The organism is Pseudoalteromonas sp. A601 (assembly GCF_002165575.1).
In the GTDB taxonomy this organism is placed as follows: Bacteria; Pseudomonadota; Gammaproteobacteria; order Enterobacterales; family Alteromonadaceae; genus Pseudoalteromonas.
The window spans coordinates 119,980-136,587 of record NZ_MXQF01000006.1 but is presented as its reverse complement, the minus strand read 5'-3'; the positions used below and the strand labels follow the sequence as shown (position 1 = coordinate 136,587).

General features: G+C 41.1%; 12 protein-coding genes and 2 pseudogenes. 6 read left to right on the top strand and 8 right to left on the bottom strand.

Annotation, left to right across the window (positions count from 1 at the left end; translation table 11 throughout):
- Window positions 1-34: 34 nt before the first annotated feature.
- The 4 genes from B5G52_RS22185 to B5G52_RS06735 all read left to right on the top strand — a co-directional run bounded on the left by B5G52_RS22185 (window position 35) and on the right by B5G52_RS06735 (window position 2,084).
- Complete coding sequence (locus tag B5G52_RS22185) at window positions 35-418, top strand: sulfatase-like hydrolase/transferase (protein WP_217896179.1); 384 nt, start codon at window positions 35-37, stop codon at window positions 416-418.
- Window positions 418-684 (top strand): hypothetical protein, encoded by a 267-nt coding sequence (locus tag B5G52_RS22180; RefSeq protein ID WP_217896164.1) that lies wholly within the window; start codon window positions 418-420, stop codon window positions 682-684. The genes B5G52_RS22185 and B5G52_RS22180 overlap by 1 nt, the downstream gene beginning before the upstream one ends.
- A complete protein-coding gene (locus B5G52_RS22175) occupies window positions 656-844 on the top strand; it encodes a hypothetical protein (RefSeq protein ID WP_217896163.1) in 189 nt (62 codons plus the stop codon). Before B5G52_RS22180 ends, B5G52_RS22175 begins: the two co-directional genes overlap by 29 nt.
- A gap of 331 nt (window positions 845-1,175) precedes the next feature.
- On the top strand, window positions 1,176-2,084 hold the full coding sequence (locus B5G52_RS06735; protein ID WP_176372514.1) for a GntR family transcriptional regulator: 909 nt from the start codon (window positions 1,176-1,178) through the stop codon (window positions 2,082-2,084).
- Window positions 2,085-2,173: 89 nt separating this feature from the next.
- On the opposite strand, the pseudogene B5G52_RS06730 reads toward B5G52_RS06735, so the two are convergent.
- Window positions 2,174-2,500: pseudogene (locus B5G52_RS06730) on the bottom strand (glycoside hydrolase family 9 protein); the annotation flags it as partial.
- A 67-nt stretch (window positions 2,501-2,567) separates the two neighbouring features.
- Here B5G52_RS06730 and B5G52_RS06725 point away from each other — a divergent pair.
- Window positions 2,568-2,846, top strand: coding sequence for a transposase (locus B5G52_RS06725; RefSeq protein ID WP_087531895.1), 279 nt, complete (start codon window positions 2,568-2,570; stop codon window positions 2,844-2,846).
- A 190-nt stretch (window positions 2,847-3,036) separates the two neighbouring features.
- On the top strand, window positions 3,037-3,396 hold the full coding sequence (locus tag B5G52_RS06720; protein WP_087531894.1) for a DDE-type integrase/transposase/recombinase: 360 nt from the start codon (window positions 3,037-3,039) through the stop codon (window positions 3,394-3,396).
- Here B5G52_RS06720 and B5G52_RS06715 read toward each other — a convergent pair.
- From B5G52_RS06715 to prpC, 7 genes and pseudogenes are all read right to left on the bottom strand, one after another.
- A pseudogene (locus B5G52_RS06715) lies at window positions 3,369-4,625 on the bottom strand (IS256 family transposase). The gene B5G52_RS06720 and the pseudogene B5G52_RS06715 sit on opposite strands and share 28 nt — an antisense overlap.
- Window positions 4,626-5,007: 382 nt before the next feature.
- Window positions 5,008-6,882 carry a hypothetical protein gene (locus B5G52_RS06710; protein WP_087531893.1) on the bottom strand — a complete coding sequence of 625 codons (1,875 nt, stop codon included), beginning with the start codon at window positions 6,880-6,882 and terminating at the stop codon, window positions 5,008-5,010.
- 9 nt (window positions 6,883-6,891) lie between these two features.
- Entirely contained in the window at window positions 6,892-7,983 is a 1,092-nt protein-coding gene (locus tag B5G52_RS06705) for a hypothetical protein (protein ID WP_087531892.1), read from the bottom strand.
- A gap of 62 nt (window positions 7,984-8,045) precedes the next feature.
- Complete coding sequence (locus tag B5G52_RS06700) at window positions 8,046-11,180, bottom strand: hypothetical protein (protein ID WP_087531891.1); 3,135 nt, start codon at window positions 11,178-11,180, stop codon at window positions 8,046-8,048.
- Between the two features lie 386 nt (window positions 11,181-11,566).
- On the bottom strand, window positions 11,567-12,754 hold the full coding sequence (prpF, locus tag B5G52_RS06695) for a 2-methylaconitate cis-trans isomerase PrpF (protein ID WP_087531890.1): 1,188 nt from the start codon (window positions 12,752-12,754) through the stop codon (window positions 11,567-11,569).
- A gap of 12 nt (window positions 12,755-12,766) precedes the next feature.
- Complete coding sequence (acnD, locus tag B5G52_RS06690; RefSeq protein WP_087531889.1) at window positions 12,767-15,376, bottom strand: Fe/S-dependent 2-methylisocitrate dehydratase AcnD; 2,610 nt, start codon at window positions 15,374-15,376, stop codon at window positions 12,767-12,769.
- Between the two features lie 94 nt (window positions 15,377-15,470).
- Window positions 15,471-16,598, bottom strand: coding sequence for a 2-methylcitrate synthase (gene prpC / locus B5G52_RS06685; protein ID WP_087531888.1), 1,128 nt, complete (start codon window positions 16,596-16,598; stop codon window positions 15,471-15,473).
- Window positions 16,599-16,608 lie beyond the last annotated feature (10 nt).

Here is a 16,608-nt window from a genome sequence, read left to right as displayed (position 1 = left end):
ATATTCCCACCACCACCCAAAAAGGCATCGATTTATTACTGAAAAAGCCAAACATCAGCAACCGTTCTTTTTATACGTTGCCTACCCTTCTCCTCACGCCCCTATCATTGCGAATGACGAGTTTGACAATACGTCGCAGGCAGGGACGTATGGCGATCTGATAGTGGAAGCCGATGATTCGATTGGTCAACTCCTTAGTGCTATCGATAAAGCTGGCATTACAGACAATACGCTAATTATTTTTAGCTTTGATAACGGCCCTGAAAATTACGCATACCTTATAGATGAGAAATTTGATCACTGGTCATCTTATCCTTTTCGCGGTTTAAAACGAGATACCTATGAAGGCGGCCATAGAGTGCCGATGATAGTGCGCTGGCCAAATCATGTGCAAGCCAATAGCAAACTGATGAATTAGTGTCGCAAATTGATTTAATGACCACCATTGCTGCCATTATCGATTTTAGCCTACCAGACGATGCTGCCGAAGACTCCTTTAACTTATTGCAGCTCTGGACTGGTCAATCTGCTAAAAGTCCTCGTCACGCTTTGGTTCATAATACAACTACAGGGAAATTTGCCATTCGTAGCAATGATTGGACCTTAATTGATGTCCCCTCAGGCAATCAAAATGGTAATTTGGCACGCTTCAATTATGCAGATTGGCAAAAAACATGGTTATAAAACTGACGTTAACAAAAAAGGTCAATTATTTGATATGCAAGATGACAGTGGGCAGCGCTTTAATCTCATTGAAAAGCACCCAGAAAAAACCCGTCAGTTACGCCAGCTATTAGAACAAATAAAAACGCAAGATGGGTCGGCTCCCCATCTAAATAAATAACCATAATTCATTGCGCCACCCCTTAGTTCGGGTGGCGTAGCGGCAACTAACATGACAGTAAAAGTGCCGTTAACCTTAAACTGTTGTAAAAATGGATGACACGTTATCGCCAATGGGTATTAAAGAAGCTCAACTAAAAACCAGCAACTTAAGCAACCACTACGATAGAAATGCCGCACCCCTGCTAATACCTCAAAAGCAATTGTTTTATAAATAACTCCAGTTTAAACTAAAAGTGGTGTTAAAGTACGTGCTAATTAACTATAAAATTCTGCTTAAATAATGATATTTCTCAATAGTATGGATAACGTTTACAACAAGCGAGATAAAAATGGAATCGAATAAAACATATCTGTTCAAACAATCTATCAACCTGATGTTGGACCATATCCAAGAACTACCTGAAGATCAGAATATTATGGCCAATGATATGGAATTAACGAGGCAACTAAAAATAAGTCGTACGACTGTTAGAGCGTGTGTTGAGCATCTAATAGAAAATGGCTTAGTTAAGCGACAAGGATCTCATAAAGTTGTATTGCGCCAACCTCAAGACAGTGACTTTTTTGATATTGAAGATAAAGCATCAACGAAGGATAAGCAGATAGAAAAATATTTCATGAGCCTAATACATCATGGAAAATTACTACCCGGAGATCGATTTTCTGAACTAAGCCTAGCGAAGAACTCCGGCTGTACCACCATTAGTGTTAGGGAATTTCTGATTAAATTTTCTAATAATGGTCTCATTGAGAAAATACCGCGTGGCCGCTGGAAAATGGTTAAATTTGACGAGGATTTTGCCAGAGAACTCATTTCATTTAGAGAAATGGTGGAGATGCGTGCTATCACCGAGCTATTAAAGCAGCCTAAAGATCATCCTGTCTGGCAAGAGTTAAGAGAGCTTTTAGTCAAACATCAAGAAGTTAGCTTAGATATGGAAAATCGATATTTAGAATTTCCAGATCTTGATAGAGAGCTACACTTTATTATTCTTAAAAGTGCAAAGAACCGCTTTACAAAGCAATTTTTTGATATTGTGTCCTTTGTCTGTCACTACCATTATCAATGGGATAAGACTGGAGAGCTTGAGCGCTTTACAATCGCCATCCATGAACATATTGATTTATTGAATAATTTAGTCACCCATAATAATGCCGGGGCCATCTTAAGTTTAGAGAAACATTTACAAACGGCTGAAATTACTTTGTTACGTTGTGTTCATGGCCTAGAAAGTTAACAAACAGCGTGTACAAGCATTACAGTTGTATAGTCCGCTTGTTTATAACTGTACTGAGTACTCATTAGGCTACTCACGGTGTTAAATGTTTACTGACTAGTTAACGCGCCAAGTACATACACTAAGGGGGCGTTCCAATTAATAGCAATTTCATTCGTGGAATAACTACACCAGCTGTCGCTGTACGATTTAGTCGGCTCGTTAGATTTGTAGTGACATTTATCTTGCTGCCAAGCGTGAGGACCGCCTACAAGCATACCCGGTACAGGAGCTGCCACGGTATCGCTTTGCGAAATACGATGATGGGGATGTAAGGGAGTTTTTTCGCCAAAGCCCGTAACGAACGAGTACCCGGTGGGGTTACGTCCTAAAATATAATCCACCAATCCCTGTGCAGCTGTGCGGCTTGCAGTAACACTGGACTTCCCATAGTTTACTAAACACCAAACAAGTTACATTGTAACTTCTAATAAGAGGTGTTTTATGAGTAAAGGCAAACGATATACTCACGAATTTAAACTGGGTGCTGTTAAGCAAATTACTGAGCGTGGATATTCAGTTACTGAAGTCACTGAACGATTAGATATTTGTACCAAAACGTTATATCACTGGCGGAGCCAGTTATCAGATAAACCTAAATCCGTTCAATCATCCGATGAAAAGCTGAAGATCGCTAAATTAGAAGCACAATTGAAACGTGTCACGGAGGAACGGGACATTTTAAAAAAGGCCGCAAGGTACTTTGCCAACAACCCCGAGTAAAGTACGGCTTCATTCGTGATCACCAAAATGAGTTTTCCATCACTTCGATGTGCCGCCTTTTTAAACTGCATCGTAGTGGTTTTTATGCGTGGTTAAAAAAGCCCATAAGCGATAGAGCGCTTGAAGACAATCGCTTGTTGAAACTCATTAAAGCGTTTTATGTCGCCAGTGGCGGCACGTATGGCAGTCCTTGGATACACGTGAAGCCGGTGAGCAATGCTGCGTAAATCGTGTTGCTAAGATCATGCGACAACATAAGCTTAAAGCGCAAATTGGTTACAAGCGTCGCCATATCTCAGGTGGGAAAACATCGCGTATTGCAGATAACCTATTAGCAGGCCAGTTTAACCCACCTGCGCCGAATCAATCGTGGGTAATCGACATAACCTACATAAGAACCTATGAAGGATTTTTATATGTAGCAACGGTTATGGATTTATTCTCTAGGCGCATAGTGGGTTGGTCGATGGATAAAAATATGGATAAGCACCTTGTTATAAACGCACTATTGATGAGTTATTGTCAAATCTGGTGTATGAGCTCATCTTGATGCTCTGCTTGATCTTTTATTATTCTTTCTCCGTCTTTAAATTTTACGCCTGTTATCACATCCGCTAACAACTTAACCCCCTCAGACGATACCACTTCTTCTCCGCTGATTGAGCAAGCTTAAACACCATCATTAACATCGTTGTCCGACTGCCACAACTCTTCACTTTATGGGTTCTCAAGCGCACCGTTGCAAACGTCGACTCTATCGGGTTACTCGTTCTAATGTGCACCCATTGCTCGGCTGGATAATTATAAAACGCCAGCATTTCATCTTTGTCTTTTGTCGGGCAATCTGTTGCTCTTTTGTACTTAACTGAATAGTTTTTAACAAATAGATCATACGCTTTATAAGCTGAGGAGCGACTCTCTGCCATCCAGATATCTTGTAAACTTGCTTTGATTTTAGGCTGCATTGATTTAGGAGCTTTGTTCAGTACATTAGCGATTTTATGCGCCCAGCAACGCTGATGCTGAGTCGTTGGCCACACTTTTGTCAGCGCATTCCAAAAACCAAGCGCACCATCACCTATAGCAAGCTTTGGTGGAATGCTTAATCCTTGAGATTGTAACTGGTTTAACACTTCAGTCCAGCTCTGCTCTGACTCACGAACGCCATCAACTACCGCTAGTAGCTCCTTTCTACCCGTTTCATCCACGCCCATAATAACTAATAAACAAGTTTGTCATCCATTCGAACTTTACTGTAAATCCCGTCAGCCCAGATATGCACATACTGACGTTTAGTTAAAGAACGGCCTGACCATTGCTGATATTCTTTCTCCCAAGCGTATTTCAATCGAGAGACGCTGTTTGCGGACAACCCTTTGGCCTGCTCACCTAGCAATGACGCTAAAGCAGGCTGCATATCACCCGTTGAAATCCCTCGTAAATAGAGCCATGGGATCAGTTCTTCTATATTTTTTTGTCCGTTTTAAATAAGCCGGGATCAATGCACTATTGAATTTAACGCCTTTTTTTTCGGTCCATTACTTTAGGTATTTTGACTTCAATATCACCTAGGCCTGTTTGAATAGTACGTTCAGGCTGGTGACCATTTTTTACAATCCGCTGAAGCTCTTCGACGGTCTCATGCTGGTATTGAGTAAGCAACTCCGCCAATTCCGCCTCTATAGCTTGAGCTAACAGCTGCTGAGCCCCAATTTTTATTAATTGCTCTAACGGATTTACTGGTGTCTCGATGGAAATAACATTATCATTTTCAGTCATTGCGATGTCTCTCTGGTTAATTGTTGATCCGCCAAGATCAATTAACAGGTTACATCGCAATGACTTTTTCTCATACACCAGAAACGGCTATAGCTCTATTGTCAATATTAACACCATAATAAACGCGAAAATATACATTAAAACAATGACTTTTCCTTTATCAGAAACGATAGAGCAGTATTTGTTTAAGATAAAACTTACGATTGTCATAAAGAAAATAGACTAATGCCCTTCCAATAAGCAATTAAATCGTTTATTGCTGCAGTAAAGCCTAATTGAGAGTGGCAGGTTTAGGCAATAATCATAGCGCTTAAAGAATAGTTATAAGGTTTAACTACTAAAATTTATGGCCACCTCACCCAGTGAGGCAGCCAAAACAGGTTTAAAACAAAGATTCAAATGTGCCATCAGGAAATAATATCCCCGGAACACCTCTAACCGCGGTCACATCAGCAATTTGAGTATCACCGAAGTACAAACCGCCGCTGTAATTTCGACCCTTTTGTTTAATATCAAGCCAGCGACCATATTGACCTTTTATTACCGCATTGATATTTTCACCAACTTGGCGAATATTGACATCTAATGGTTTGTTTTGCAGCGTTAAAAATAGATCAGCATTACTTACATTATCTAGCTCATCAAGCTCGCCAACATAGGCTAGTTTAAATTCTGGAGCCCCATTTAAAGCCATAGCCAACTCTAATGAAAAAGCGATATTTGCATTCTCTTCATTAATAAAAGGTGTCGTTTCAATGGCCTGAACGATAATCCCTGTGTTTTGTAGCTCTGAACTAACTTCGCCATCAAAGTCAAATCCTGACACCACCGTTAGCAACTCTTCGAATGGGCTGACAAATCTATCGATTGACGCTGTTATCGTCCCTGCAAGCTGAGCGTTATCCTTTTCAAGTAAGATATCGGTTGTGATTGTGCCAATACCTGTTACCTCATCTTGCTCCAGCTCAAATGGATCATCTGTACCGTCAAAACTAATTGTCAGCTCACTTACATCGACACTAAGTACAGTCGTCTCGTTACTGATTTTTGCATTTAGTTCACCGATGATTTGATTACCTAGTACACTGCTTATTTGCCACTTTGGTACATTCATGTCAATAGAAACGTCTTGTCCATCATAAGTACCTGTGATTTGCCAAGTATAAGGAGAATCCGTATACACAACGCTTAAATCACCTAGACTGTAAGTTCCCGGATCTTCATTTGATATGGGTGAAAAGTTAGAAAGTACATCATATAAAACATTGCTAAGGGTCAGCACTGTCTGTTGCGAATCAGTATCTAATAAAGTTTCAACTTCTGTTAATTTTGCTTCAAGCTCATCGCTGTATTTTTGTTCTTGTAGTCGAATAACACCGATTACATCACGAACATCTTCAAGCAATACCCGCGAATCAAGCGCTTGCTCGGTGATATCAAAAGGTTGTGTACTTTTCATCTGACCGATTGAAAATAACCGTTGTTTGACATCACCAATGACCGCTTGAATCAGCTGGTTGCCTTGTGTATTTAGCAAGTTTTCGGTGGCGTATTGCTGTGCATAAGTAGCGTAATCTGTGATGTCAGTTAAACTAGTCGCAATGGTGGTTAGCGGTTCTATATCTGTACCAAGATTCGCTTCGATCTCTTTTGCTACTTGCAAAATGACACCAAAAGTCAGCGCATTAGTCAGTATTTCAGCTTCAAGGTTATCATTCAGTTGACTATGAGTCAGATGATAAAAAGGCGTTGCACTCAAGCTTGCAAGGCTCATATCTAAGCTTTCATCGACAGCAAGTGAGCTCAAAGGTGAAAGGTATACTTTATTTTCCCCTGGTGCGGTAAAGAATATAGCTTTATAACTTAAAGAAAACGGCATAACTTCTTCAAAATCAATTAGGCGGTTTCCATTAAGATCATTTTCGTTATCTCGTAGGGCACGACCACAACCATCAAAGCTTGGGCACGTTAAACTTGTTGATTCAGAGATAAACTCTACTCGGTGAAAGTCTAAACTATCTAATGCCAAGGTAACGCTGTTAATGTCGTCGACTAACTGTGTTTGAACCTGTGATGAGTCTTCATTACTTATTATTAAAGTACCTGCTGGGCTTTGCCACGGGGCAATATAAAAGCTCACTGTCGATGATGTTTCAACCGCAACTGACGTTAACTCGTTCTCAGATGAGTCATCAGAAGAACTACCACAGCCAGATAGCGCCAAAATTAAGCAGGTTGACAATATTTTTTTCAACATAGGTGATCCTTAAAACGCTAACTTCATATACCAATTCAAATTGGCATAATAGGCTTTATCAATGTTTAGATTATCTGTTTGTACATTTAATCCAAAGTACTCATTTTCTACACCAAGTAAAAATGATTTACTATTAGTTTCATAACCGCCAATTAAAGCCCAATGATCCCAAAAGTGAAAACGTCCTTTAACTTGTGAAAAAGTATCTTGATCGTAACGCTTTATCATTATTTCACTAGAGAACTGTGAATTAATACGGTAATCCACATAGGCTTTTAACCGGACAGGCATTTCAAATGTATGTGTTTTTTCGTGCCCCAGTTCAGATGTGGCTAAACGTATGGTAGGTTCAGTAGCAATGCCACCATCTGAAGTCTCGGTAAATGGCACCTCTGTGGAGTAACCAGTAACGAAGCCGCTGTCTTCATATTCTGTTTCGTAAAATAAATCCTGTGCCAAGAAACCTAGAGTTAAATCTTGATTGACCTTCCAATCAGCGGCTAAATCAAAGCTGTAACCTACACCTGATGGGTTTTCATCGGGAGTAAAACGCTTGAATAACACATCTTTTGAAAAGTAATAATCGACTTCTAACGCGCCTTGGATTTCATCACTGTATACAGTGCCCTCTACATTCGCATCTTGAAAATGAGTACTAGCGAACACGGTAAGTTTAGGGGTGATTGTAAGCGCATCTGACTCTAAAAATTTAAAATCATAAGAGATAAATAAACCATTGGTAGTCGATTGTTTACCATCTAAATAATAAACATAATCGCGCTCTTCAAATGGCAGGTCATTCTTTTCTGTATGCAGATAATTGGCTGTGTCTGGATCAAAACTTAACACATAATCAAAACGGCTTTGATACCCTATTTTAAAATTGCCGTAACCAACACCAAGTTCAAAAACATTATAAGTGAATGCGCTATCACCTGATGTTAACGGTGCATCAAAATCATCAATAAATGCTTTAACGGGTTGTGCTTCGGTATAAACTTCAGAATCAAACGTTGAGAAAATTTGAAAATCGCTATCTGCGGAGCTAAATGGGGAAATTAGTAATGTGGAAAATCCTAACGTAAGAATTTTTTTTTTCATACTTTTATCACTTGTTATTATTGTAGTTAAGAGGGAGAACATTTCTCCCTCTTAGTGTTACATTACTTAGACTCGTCTAAAAATGTAATATCAGTGTAGTCGATTACTTCACCATCAATGTATTCAACAGAAATTCCATTGGTGATTTCAGTAACAGTACCAAACTGCATCATCATGTCGTTATAAGTTGCATTTACAGACCCAGTAAATTCATCATTACTATCAGTAGCAAACATTGAAATGCTGTAGCTAATTTCATTATGAAGCTTCACTTCTACGCCATATGCTTCATCTTCCACAGAGTCATCCAACCAAACCATAGCGGTAAAATCTAAATCTCCAGTCACGCCTGTGGCTGTAATGTTACCCATTTCTGTAATATCATCACCGCTAGCTGTAACAGTGCCAACAAAGCCTACGTCACCATCTGTGAAAGTGACTTCATTTTGTGATTCAACACCTACTAGTGAGCTGTTGAATATATCATCAAATGACACATCACCACTGAAATCAAAAATAGTACAGGTATCACCTTGCTCTGCATTACCGGCTAAACACGCTGATGCAACTATTGATAAGTCATCGTTTGAATTACCTAAGGATGCCATTACTGTGTGAGTAACTTCATCGTTTTCATCAAGCACATCAACTGCAAGGTAACCATTATAAGCTAACGCTAAACGAGCTGGGGCTTCGGTTTTACTTGAGTCATAAATATACTCGCCTTTTAATTCAACAAACTGATCACCATCTTCGTGACTAAGTGATAAGAACAAGCGTTGCTCACCTTGGTTTGTCTTATTAAAGCTGTATGTCCATTGTGGGTAACGAGTTGATACAACATCAGTGGCTTCATCACCTAAGTCATAAGCCTCATCTAAAACGTCATACACCATTTCACCGACATCAAATGCAGCTTTACCACCTGTTTTAGTCACAAGTGAAACGTCGCTTATAGTTGCTGTATCCGCTTTAACTTGAGTAAGAAACTCAAACTTAGCAATGGCCATGGTTGCATCATTAAGTAATGTTTGTGCTGTTGATAAAGCAGTTGCCGCTTGGCTTACAAGTTCTGTTGACGAAGTCATCGCACTCGTTGCTGATGCAGCAAGTTCTGTTGCTAAATTTTTATCAGCCTCTTCTTGTGCTAGCCCTGCTAACGCACTTGCTGCCGATGAGCCTGCTACTGCGGCAAGTTCTAATTGTTCAGCATCAAGTGCAAGTGACTGAGCTGCGGCAATTGCAGTATTAGCAACTTCAACGGCAGAAGTCGCTGTTTCAGAGTTTGTCAGCATCGCTGCATCTACTGCTATCATTGCAGTCTCTAATTCTGTTGCTGAGGTGTTAGCTGCGCTTTGTGTCGTTTCAATGCTTGTAGTTGCCGCTGTCGCATTTGCAATAGCTACATCAAGCTCTAAACCAAGTTCAGTCACAGCATCACTAGCACGAATTACTTGCGCTTCAACACCTGCAATAATAGCAACCACTTCAGCTAGGCCAGATGTTAAATCAGCTTCAACGGTTTGAGCTGTTGTAAGTATTTGATCATAAATTGTATTATTATCGGCTAGGATTTGCGCCGTTTTAACTAAACCAGATGCTTTAGTTAGAGCCGTTTGGATAGCAAGTTGCCAATCATTGTATTTAGGTAAGTTAGTAGACAGAGTAAATACCGCATCGTTAAATGCTAATACTTGATCTGATGTTTCAAGACCTACATCACCTAACTCAACAACTGTATTTAATTCTGTTTCAGCAACTTCAACTTGTGGTGCAACTTGATCAATAAAACTTTGAACGGCAGTAAGTTGTTCATTTACTTGTGCAGCAACTTCTGCATCAAAATCTTCACCTACATCACAGTTATCTTCACAACCAATTTTCTCAAGAGCATCTTTTACTTCTTTAGCTGTTTCAATCAGATCTTCGCCAACACCCGCTTCAGTCGCTTTAGCTTTTACATCTTCAACTGCTTTAGTTGCATTTTCTTTTAATTTTGCAATCGCTTCAGGGTCAGTGATCCCCATATTTTCTGCAACTTTGGCAAACGCTTCGTCAATACCTTCACCAGTAATTACGGCAGCAAAAATTAAACTTGTATTCTCAACGGCTTTTTGTAGCTCAGCCGCAATTTGTTTTATCGCGTCATTATCATTATTTGCCACCTTACCTTCTTGCACCGCGGTTGAAAGGTTAGCAATAACATCGCTCAACGAGCCATTTTCCCCGGTCCCTGCAAGTGACTGCAATGATACGGCAGTTTGAACAAGTGCTAATGTTCCAGCATCTAACGCATCGCCTTCGCTAATATCGGTAAAATCGACTGCACCGCCCAGTGAAATATCAGCAAGTAAAGCAGATGCCTTTATTGCCGTATCTGGACCAAGCACTTGCACTAAAGTTTTAAGGCTCGCAGCTGCAATTGTGTCATCTGATACAGCCGTTCCTTCTTTAGCTGAGTCAAGTAGCATTTTCGCAGCAATACTTGTGTATAAAGTCACGTTTGCAGAGTATGAGTTGACCGATGCATCCCCTTCAGCAAAATTTGCGCTTCGAACATTACTAACCGCTGTTTCGGGTGCTTTAATATATTTAACAACTTGCAGTGTTAAATCATCTTTATACCACTCGCCAAAATCAATGCTCATATCGCCATTATTTACTATTCCTGCTTCTTCAGATGCTGCTGGCGTTTCTGTGTAATCACCACAACCAACAAAAGAGTCACACTTAACGTAGCTCTCATCACCTTCTTTAGCTGCAGTTACTGTAATTGTCAGTGGGCCTGTAAAACCATCTTCAATGAAAATAGAATAAACACCGTTTAACGCTGTCATTGTTGATTCTGGGTTTGATTCTAGAATTTTTGCTTGAGCGCTTGCATCTGCATCAGCTTGAGATGTTGTAGATTCTGCCGTAAAGCTTTCTTCAGCGGCCTCTAAACGAAAAGCAACTGGAACTTCTTCACCTGCATCATTAAGTGTCATTACACTTACTTGAGCCGACTGCAAAGCCCCTTTAACAGCCTTACCTGATACTTGTGTGTTAAAACTTGTAGATACTTCTGCGTTATAAACGGTAACAGGATCCGGTTTAACATATTTATTGTTGTCATTATCCGAACCACAACCTGTTAGGCCGAGTGTCAGTGCAACCGAGGCTGCAATTGGAGTAAATTTTATTATTTTAGTCGCCATGTAAATCTCCTTGAGCGCTTGTTATTAAATAGTACTATTTAAGATAAGACTACATCAATATGATTGAACTATTAAGTTAAAATTTTGTATCAAACTGTACATGCTTATGTAATGAGCCATTAATTCTCATGAGTTTTCTAATTTAGCATTGATTTATGACAATTTGCGGTAATTACTAATTTAAAATTCAATCCCTTTCAAGCTCTCCAACACCATTGAAGTGACAAATAAAAGTAAACAAAAACAGGAGGATGTACTTAAACTCTAGCGAGTATAATTTGTCGATTTAATTTAATAGATTCTTTTTACTGTAGATTGGGGGGATTTCCCCCCTTTGTTGGACTATTTACATTCTTTCACATATGTAAAATCACTTTGCAGTTATTTTAGTGATTTGCTCCATTGAAATCGTAAGGTACACGAACAACCCCTTCCATCAGTACCCGTGCACTGCGGCTCATACTGGCTTTCGTTACTTGCCAATTACCATTGACTAACTTAGCCTCTGCGCCGACTTTTAAGGTACCTGATGGATGACCAAAGTTTACTTCGCTCAACTCACCGCCACCAGCGGCTAAATTAACTAGAGTGCCTTCGATAGCAGCAGCGGTGCCTATTGCAACCGCCGCAGTGCCCATCATGGCATGATGTAATTTGCCCATCGACATAGCGCGTACCACTAAATCAATACTTGAAGCTGCTATTTCTTTTGCGCTTGATGCAATGTAAGAGGTTGGCTTGTTTACAAAGGCTACTTTTGGTGTGTGTTGGCGCCCTACCGCTTCATTAATATTGTTGATCAATCCCATTTTAACTGCAGCGTGGGCACGAATAGACTCAAGCTTTTTAAGCGCAGCGTCGTCGTTGTTTATATCGTCTTGTAGCTCTGTGCCGTTGTAACCAATATCTTGTGCATTAACAAACACAGTAGGAATACCTGCATTGATCATGGTCGCTTTAAGTGCGCCAAACTCTGGCACTTCAAGCTCATCAACTAGATTACCTGTTGGGAATAACGCCCCATCACCGTCAGCTGGATCCATGAACTCAAGTTTTACTTCTGCTGCAGGAAATGTCACCCCATCAAGTTCAAAATCACCCGTTTCTTGTACTTCGTCTTGTGTAATTGGCACGTGTACTAAAATAGTTTTTTTAATATTAGCTTGCCACACACGCACTATCGCTATCCCGTTTTGTGGGATACGTGCGCTATCAACTAGCCCGTTACTAATTGCAAAAGCGCCGACAGCTGAGGTGAGATTGCCACAATTACCGCTCCAATCGACAAATGCATTATCAATAGCGACTTGGCCAAATAAGTAGTCTACATCGTGATCAGGTTGTTCACTTTTACTTAAGATAACCGTTTTGCTGGTGCTTGATGTTGCTCCGCCCATGCCATCGGTTTGTTTGCCATAAGGATCAGGGCTGCCAATAACACGAAGCAATAAGTTATCGCGGGCTTCACCTGCCACTTGGGCAGGCTCTGGTAAATCCGTTAAATTAAAAAACACCCCTTTACTGGTGCCACCACGCATGTAGGTTGCTGGCACTTTAATTTGTGGCTTAAACATAAACGTACGTCCTTATGAAGCTTGTGTTGCTTCTAAAAAGTCTTGCGCGAAACGCTGCAATACACCGCCTGCAGCATAAATAGAGAGCTCTTCTTGCGTGTCTAATCGGCACTTCATTGGCACAGTTAGCACTTCACCATTTTTACGGGTGATCAGCAATTCTAAGGTTGCACCTGGTGCTGGTTCGCCCTTAACGTCATAACTTTCGCTGCCATCAAGATTAAGTGTTTTACGTGTTGTGCCTGGTTTAAATTCAAGCGGCAATACACCCATACCAATTAAGTTAGTACGGTGAATACGTTCAAACCCTTCAGCTGCAATAACTTGAACACCAGCAAGCCTTACGCCTTTTGCTGCCCAATCGCGCGACGAACCTTGGCCGTAGTCAGCCCCAGCGACGATAATAAGCGGTTGTTTACGCTCCATGTAAGTCTCTATTGCTTCCCACATACGTGTATTTTCACCTTCTGGCTCTATACGTGCATAGGAGCCCTGCTTCACTTCACCGTTTTCGTCCAGTACCATTTCATTTAATAGTTTAGGGTTTGCAAACGTGGCTCGTTGCGCGGTTAAGTGATCGCCTCGATGGGTTGCGTATGAGTTAAAGTCTTCTTCTGGCACATTCATTTTAGTCAAGTATTCACCTGCAGCGCTGCTTGCCATAATTGCATTAGAAGGAGATAAATGATCGGTGGTAATGTTATCGCCTAGTACTGCTAATGCACGCATACCTGTCATACTGCGCTCGCCTGCTAATGCACCTTCCCAATAAGGAGGACGGCGAATATAGGTACTTTCTGGGCGCCAATCGTAGAGTGGGTCGTTATCTTCGCCGTAATCAACGGTTAAGTTAAACATTGGCTCGTATACTTTTCTAAACTGCTCAGGCTTAACGCTTTGCTTGATCACTGCATCTATTTCTTCATCAGATGGCCATAAATCTTTTAAGGTTACATCGTTACCTTGCTGATCTTTACCGAGTATATCTTTTTCTATATCAAAACGGATGGTACCGGCAATTGCGTAAGCAACCACAAGCGGTGGAGACGCTAAAAACGCTTGCTTAGCATATGGATGAATACGACCATCAAAGTTACGGTTACCCGAAAGCACCGCTGTTGCGTATAAATCGCGATCAATTACTTCTTGTTGAATTTTAGGATCTAGTGCACCACTCATACCGTTACAGGTAGTACAGGCAAAACCAACAATACCAAAACCAAGCTGTTCAAGCTCTGGTAATAAGTTTGCGTCCTCAAGGTACGATTGCACTGCTTTAGAACCCGGTGCCAATGAGGTTTTAACCCAAGGTTTACGCATTAATCCTTTGGCATTTGCATTTCTCGCTAATAAACCTGCCGCAATTACATTGCGCGGATTACTGGTATTAGTACAGCTAGTAATAGCGGCAATAATACACGCGCCATCGGGCATTAAGCCTTCTTCGCTCTCAACAACGCCCGAAATACCTTCTTTAGCTAAATCGCTGGTAGATACACGACGGTGCGGGTTTGAAGGTCCTGCAATGTTGCGCCCAACACTTGATAAATCAAATTTAAGCACACGGTCATAATGCGCTGTTTTTAAGCTGTCGCTCCATAAACCTGCTGTTTTAGCGTAGTTTTCAACCAGTGCAATTTGCTCTTCATCACGACCAGTTAAACGCAAGTAATCAATGGTTTTATCATCAATGTAAAACATAGCCGCGGTTGCGCCAAATTCTGGGGTCATGTTAGAAATGGTCGCTCTGTCACCTAGGGTTAGTGCATCAGCCCCTTCACCGTAAAATTCGAGGTAAGTCGATACCACACGTTGCTCACGTAAAAATTCGGTAATAGCTAACACGATGTCCGTAGCAGTAATACCTGATTGGCGTTTACCTGTGAGTTCAACACCCACAATATCTGGTAAACGAATGTACGATGCTCGCCCTAACATTACGCTTTCAGCCTCAAGGCCGCCCACGCCTACAGCAATAACACCTAACGCATCAACATGAGGAGTATGGCTGTCGGTACCTACTAGCGTGTCTGGGAACGCAATACCATCACGGTTTTGAATAACCGGCGACATTTTCTCTAGGTTGATTTGGTGCATGATGCCATTGCCCGGTGGGATCACATCAATATTTTTAAACGCGGTTTTAGTCCAGTTTATAAAGTGAAAACGGTCATCGTTACGTCTATCTTCAATAGCGCGGTTTTTCTCAAACGCTTCAGGGTCAAATCCTGCGTGCTCTACGGCTAATGAATGGTCGACAATTAACTGAGTGGGCACCACAGGGTTTACTTTTGCAGGATCGCCCCCTTTCTCAGCAATTGCATCACGTAGACCTGCTAAATCAACAAGGGCTGTTTGCCCTAAAATATCGTGACATACAACGCGTGCCGGATACCACGGAAAATCTAAATCTTGTTTGCGCTCAATAATTTGGCTAAGCGCATCGGTTAACATATCGGGCTCACAGCGACGCACTAAATTTTCGGCAAATACCCGAGAGCTATAAGGGAGAGTGGCGTAAGCGCCCGGTTTAATGGCATCAACGGCGGCTTGCGTGTCAAAGTAATCGACATTGCTGTTCGGCAGCGGTTTTCGAAATTGGGTGTTATTAATAATGGTCATAATAAATTCGCTAATTTGGTGACGGAGGAGAGTGTGGTAAAAGCGTTATAAACAATAAAAGGTGAGCCGAGTGCTCACCTTAAACGCTAACTGATTAGCCTCTTGATTCAATTGGTGTATAGCTACGTGCTTCAGGCCCGGTATAATCGGCACTTGGGCGAATAATACGGTTATTAGCACGTTGCTCTTTAACGTGTGCTGTCCAGCCAGTTACACGGCTCATTACAAAAATAGGCGTAAACAGTTTGGTCGGAATACCCATAAAGTGATAAGCCGATGCATGGAAAAAATCAGCATTACAAAATAGTTTTTTCTCACGCCACATTACGTCTTCACAACGAACAGACACTGGGTAAAGCACATCGTCACCTACTTCTGCCGCTAATTTTTCAGACCATTTTTTAATGATCACATTACGCGGATCCGACTCTCGGTAAATAGCATGACCAAAGCCCATAATTTTGTCTTTCCGCTCGAGCATACCCATAATTTCTTGCTCAGCATGTTCTGCGCTCGTAAACCCTTGGATCATGTCCATCGCAGCTTCATTAGCACCACCGTGTAATGGACCACGTAAAGTACCAATTGCACCTGTTACACATGAATGAATATCAGATAATGTTGACGCACATACACGCCCTGTAAAGGTTGATGCATTAAATTCATGCTCCGCATATAAAATAAGCGATACATTCATGACTTGAGCAAAAAGCTCAGATGGCGCTTCATCATGCAGCATTGTTAAAAAATGCGCGCCGACAGAGTCATCATCCGTTTGTGTTTCAATACGCACACCATCATGAGTAAAGCGGTACCAATAACAAATAACACTTGGGAATATTGCAACCATACGGTCAATTGCATCATCTGCGCCACTAAAGTCGTTTTCCATTTCAAGGTTGCCCAGCATTGAACAGCCTGTTCGCATTACATCCATTGGGTGAGCGTCTTTTGGAATATTCTCAAGCACTGTTTTAAGTGCATCTGGCAAACCACGTAGGCTTTTAAGTTTAGCTTTATATTCTGCAAGTTCTGAGGTAGTTGGCAACTCGCCACGTGAAAGTAAAAATGATACTTCTTCAAATTGTGCTTTGTCTGCAAGCTCGCTAATATCGTAACCACAATATGTTAAACCTGAGCCTGTTTGCCCTACTGTACATAATGCTGTTTGACCTGCTACTTGTCCGCGAAGTCCTGCGCCACCTAATGCTTTATCGACCATGAGTATTCTC

Bases quoted from the DNA above. Each gene is read 5' to 3' on its own strand.
- prpF (WP_087531890.1), bottom strand. From the start codon at position 12,754: ATGTTTAAGCCACAAATTAAAGTGCCAGCAACCTACATGCGTGGTGGC.
- acnD (WP_087531889.1), bottom strand. From the start codon at position 15,376: ATGACCATTATTAATAACACCCAATTTCGAAAACCGCTGCCGAACAGC.
- B5G52_RS22175 (WP_217896163.1), top strand. From the start codon at position 656: ATGCAGATTGGCAAAAAACATGGTTATAAAACTGACGTTAACAAAAAA.
- B5G52_RS06725 (WP_087531895.1), top strand. From the start codon at position 2,568: ATGAGTAAAGGCAAACGATATACTCACGAATTTAAACTGGGTGCTGTT.
- B5G52_RS06710 (WP_087531893.1), bottom strand. From the start codon at position 6,882: ATGTTGAAAAAAATATTGTCAACCTGCTTAATTTTGGCGCTATCTGGC.
- B5G52_RS06700 (WP_087531891.1), bottom strand. From the start codon at position 11,180: ATGGCGACTAAAATAATAAAATTTACTCCAATTGCAGCCTCGGTTGCA.
- B5G52_RS06735 (WP_176372514.1), top strand. From the start codon at position 1,176: ATGGAATCGAATAAAACATATCTGTTCAAACAATCTATCAACCTGATG.
- B5G52_RS06705 (WP_087531892.1), bottom strand. From the start codon at position 7,983: ATGAAAAAAAAAATTCTTACGTTAGGATTTTCCACATTACTAATTTCC.
- prpC (WP_087531888.1), bottom strand. From the start codon at position 16,598: ATGGTCGATAAAGCATTAGGTGGCGCAGGACTTCGCGGACAAGTAGCA.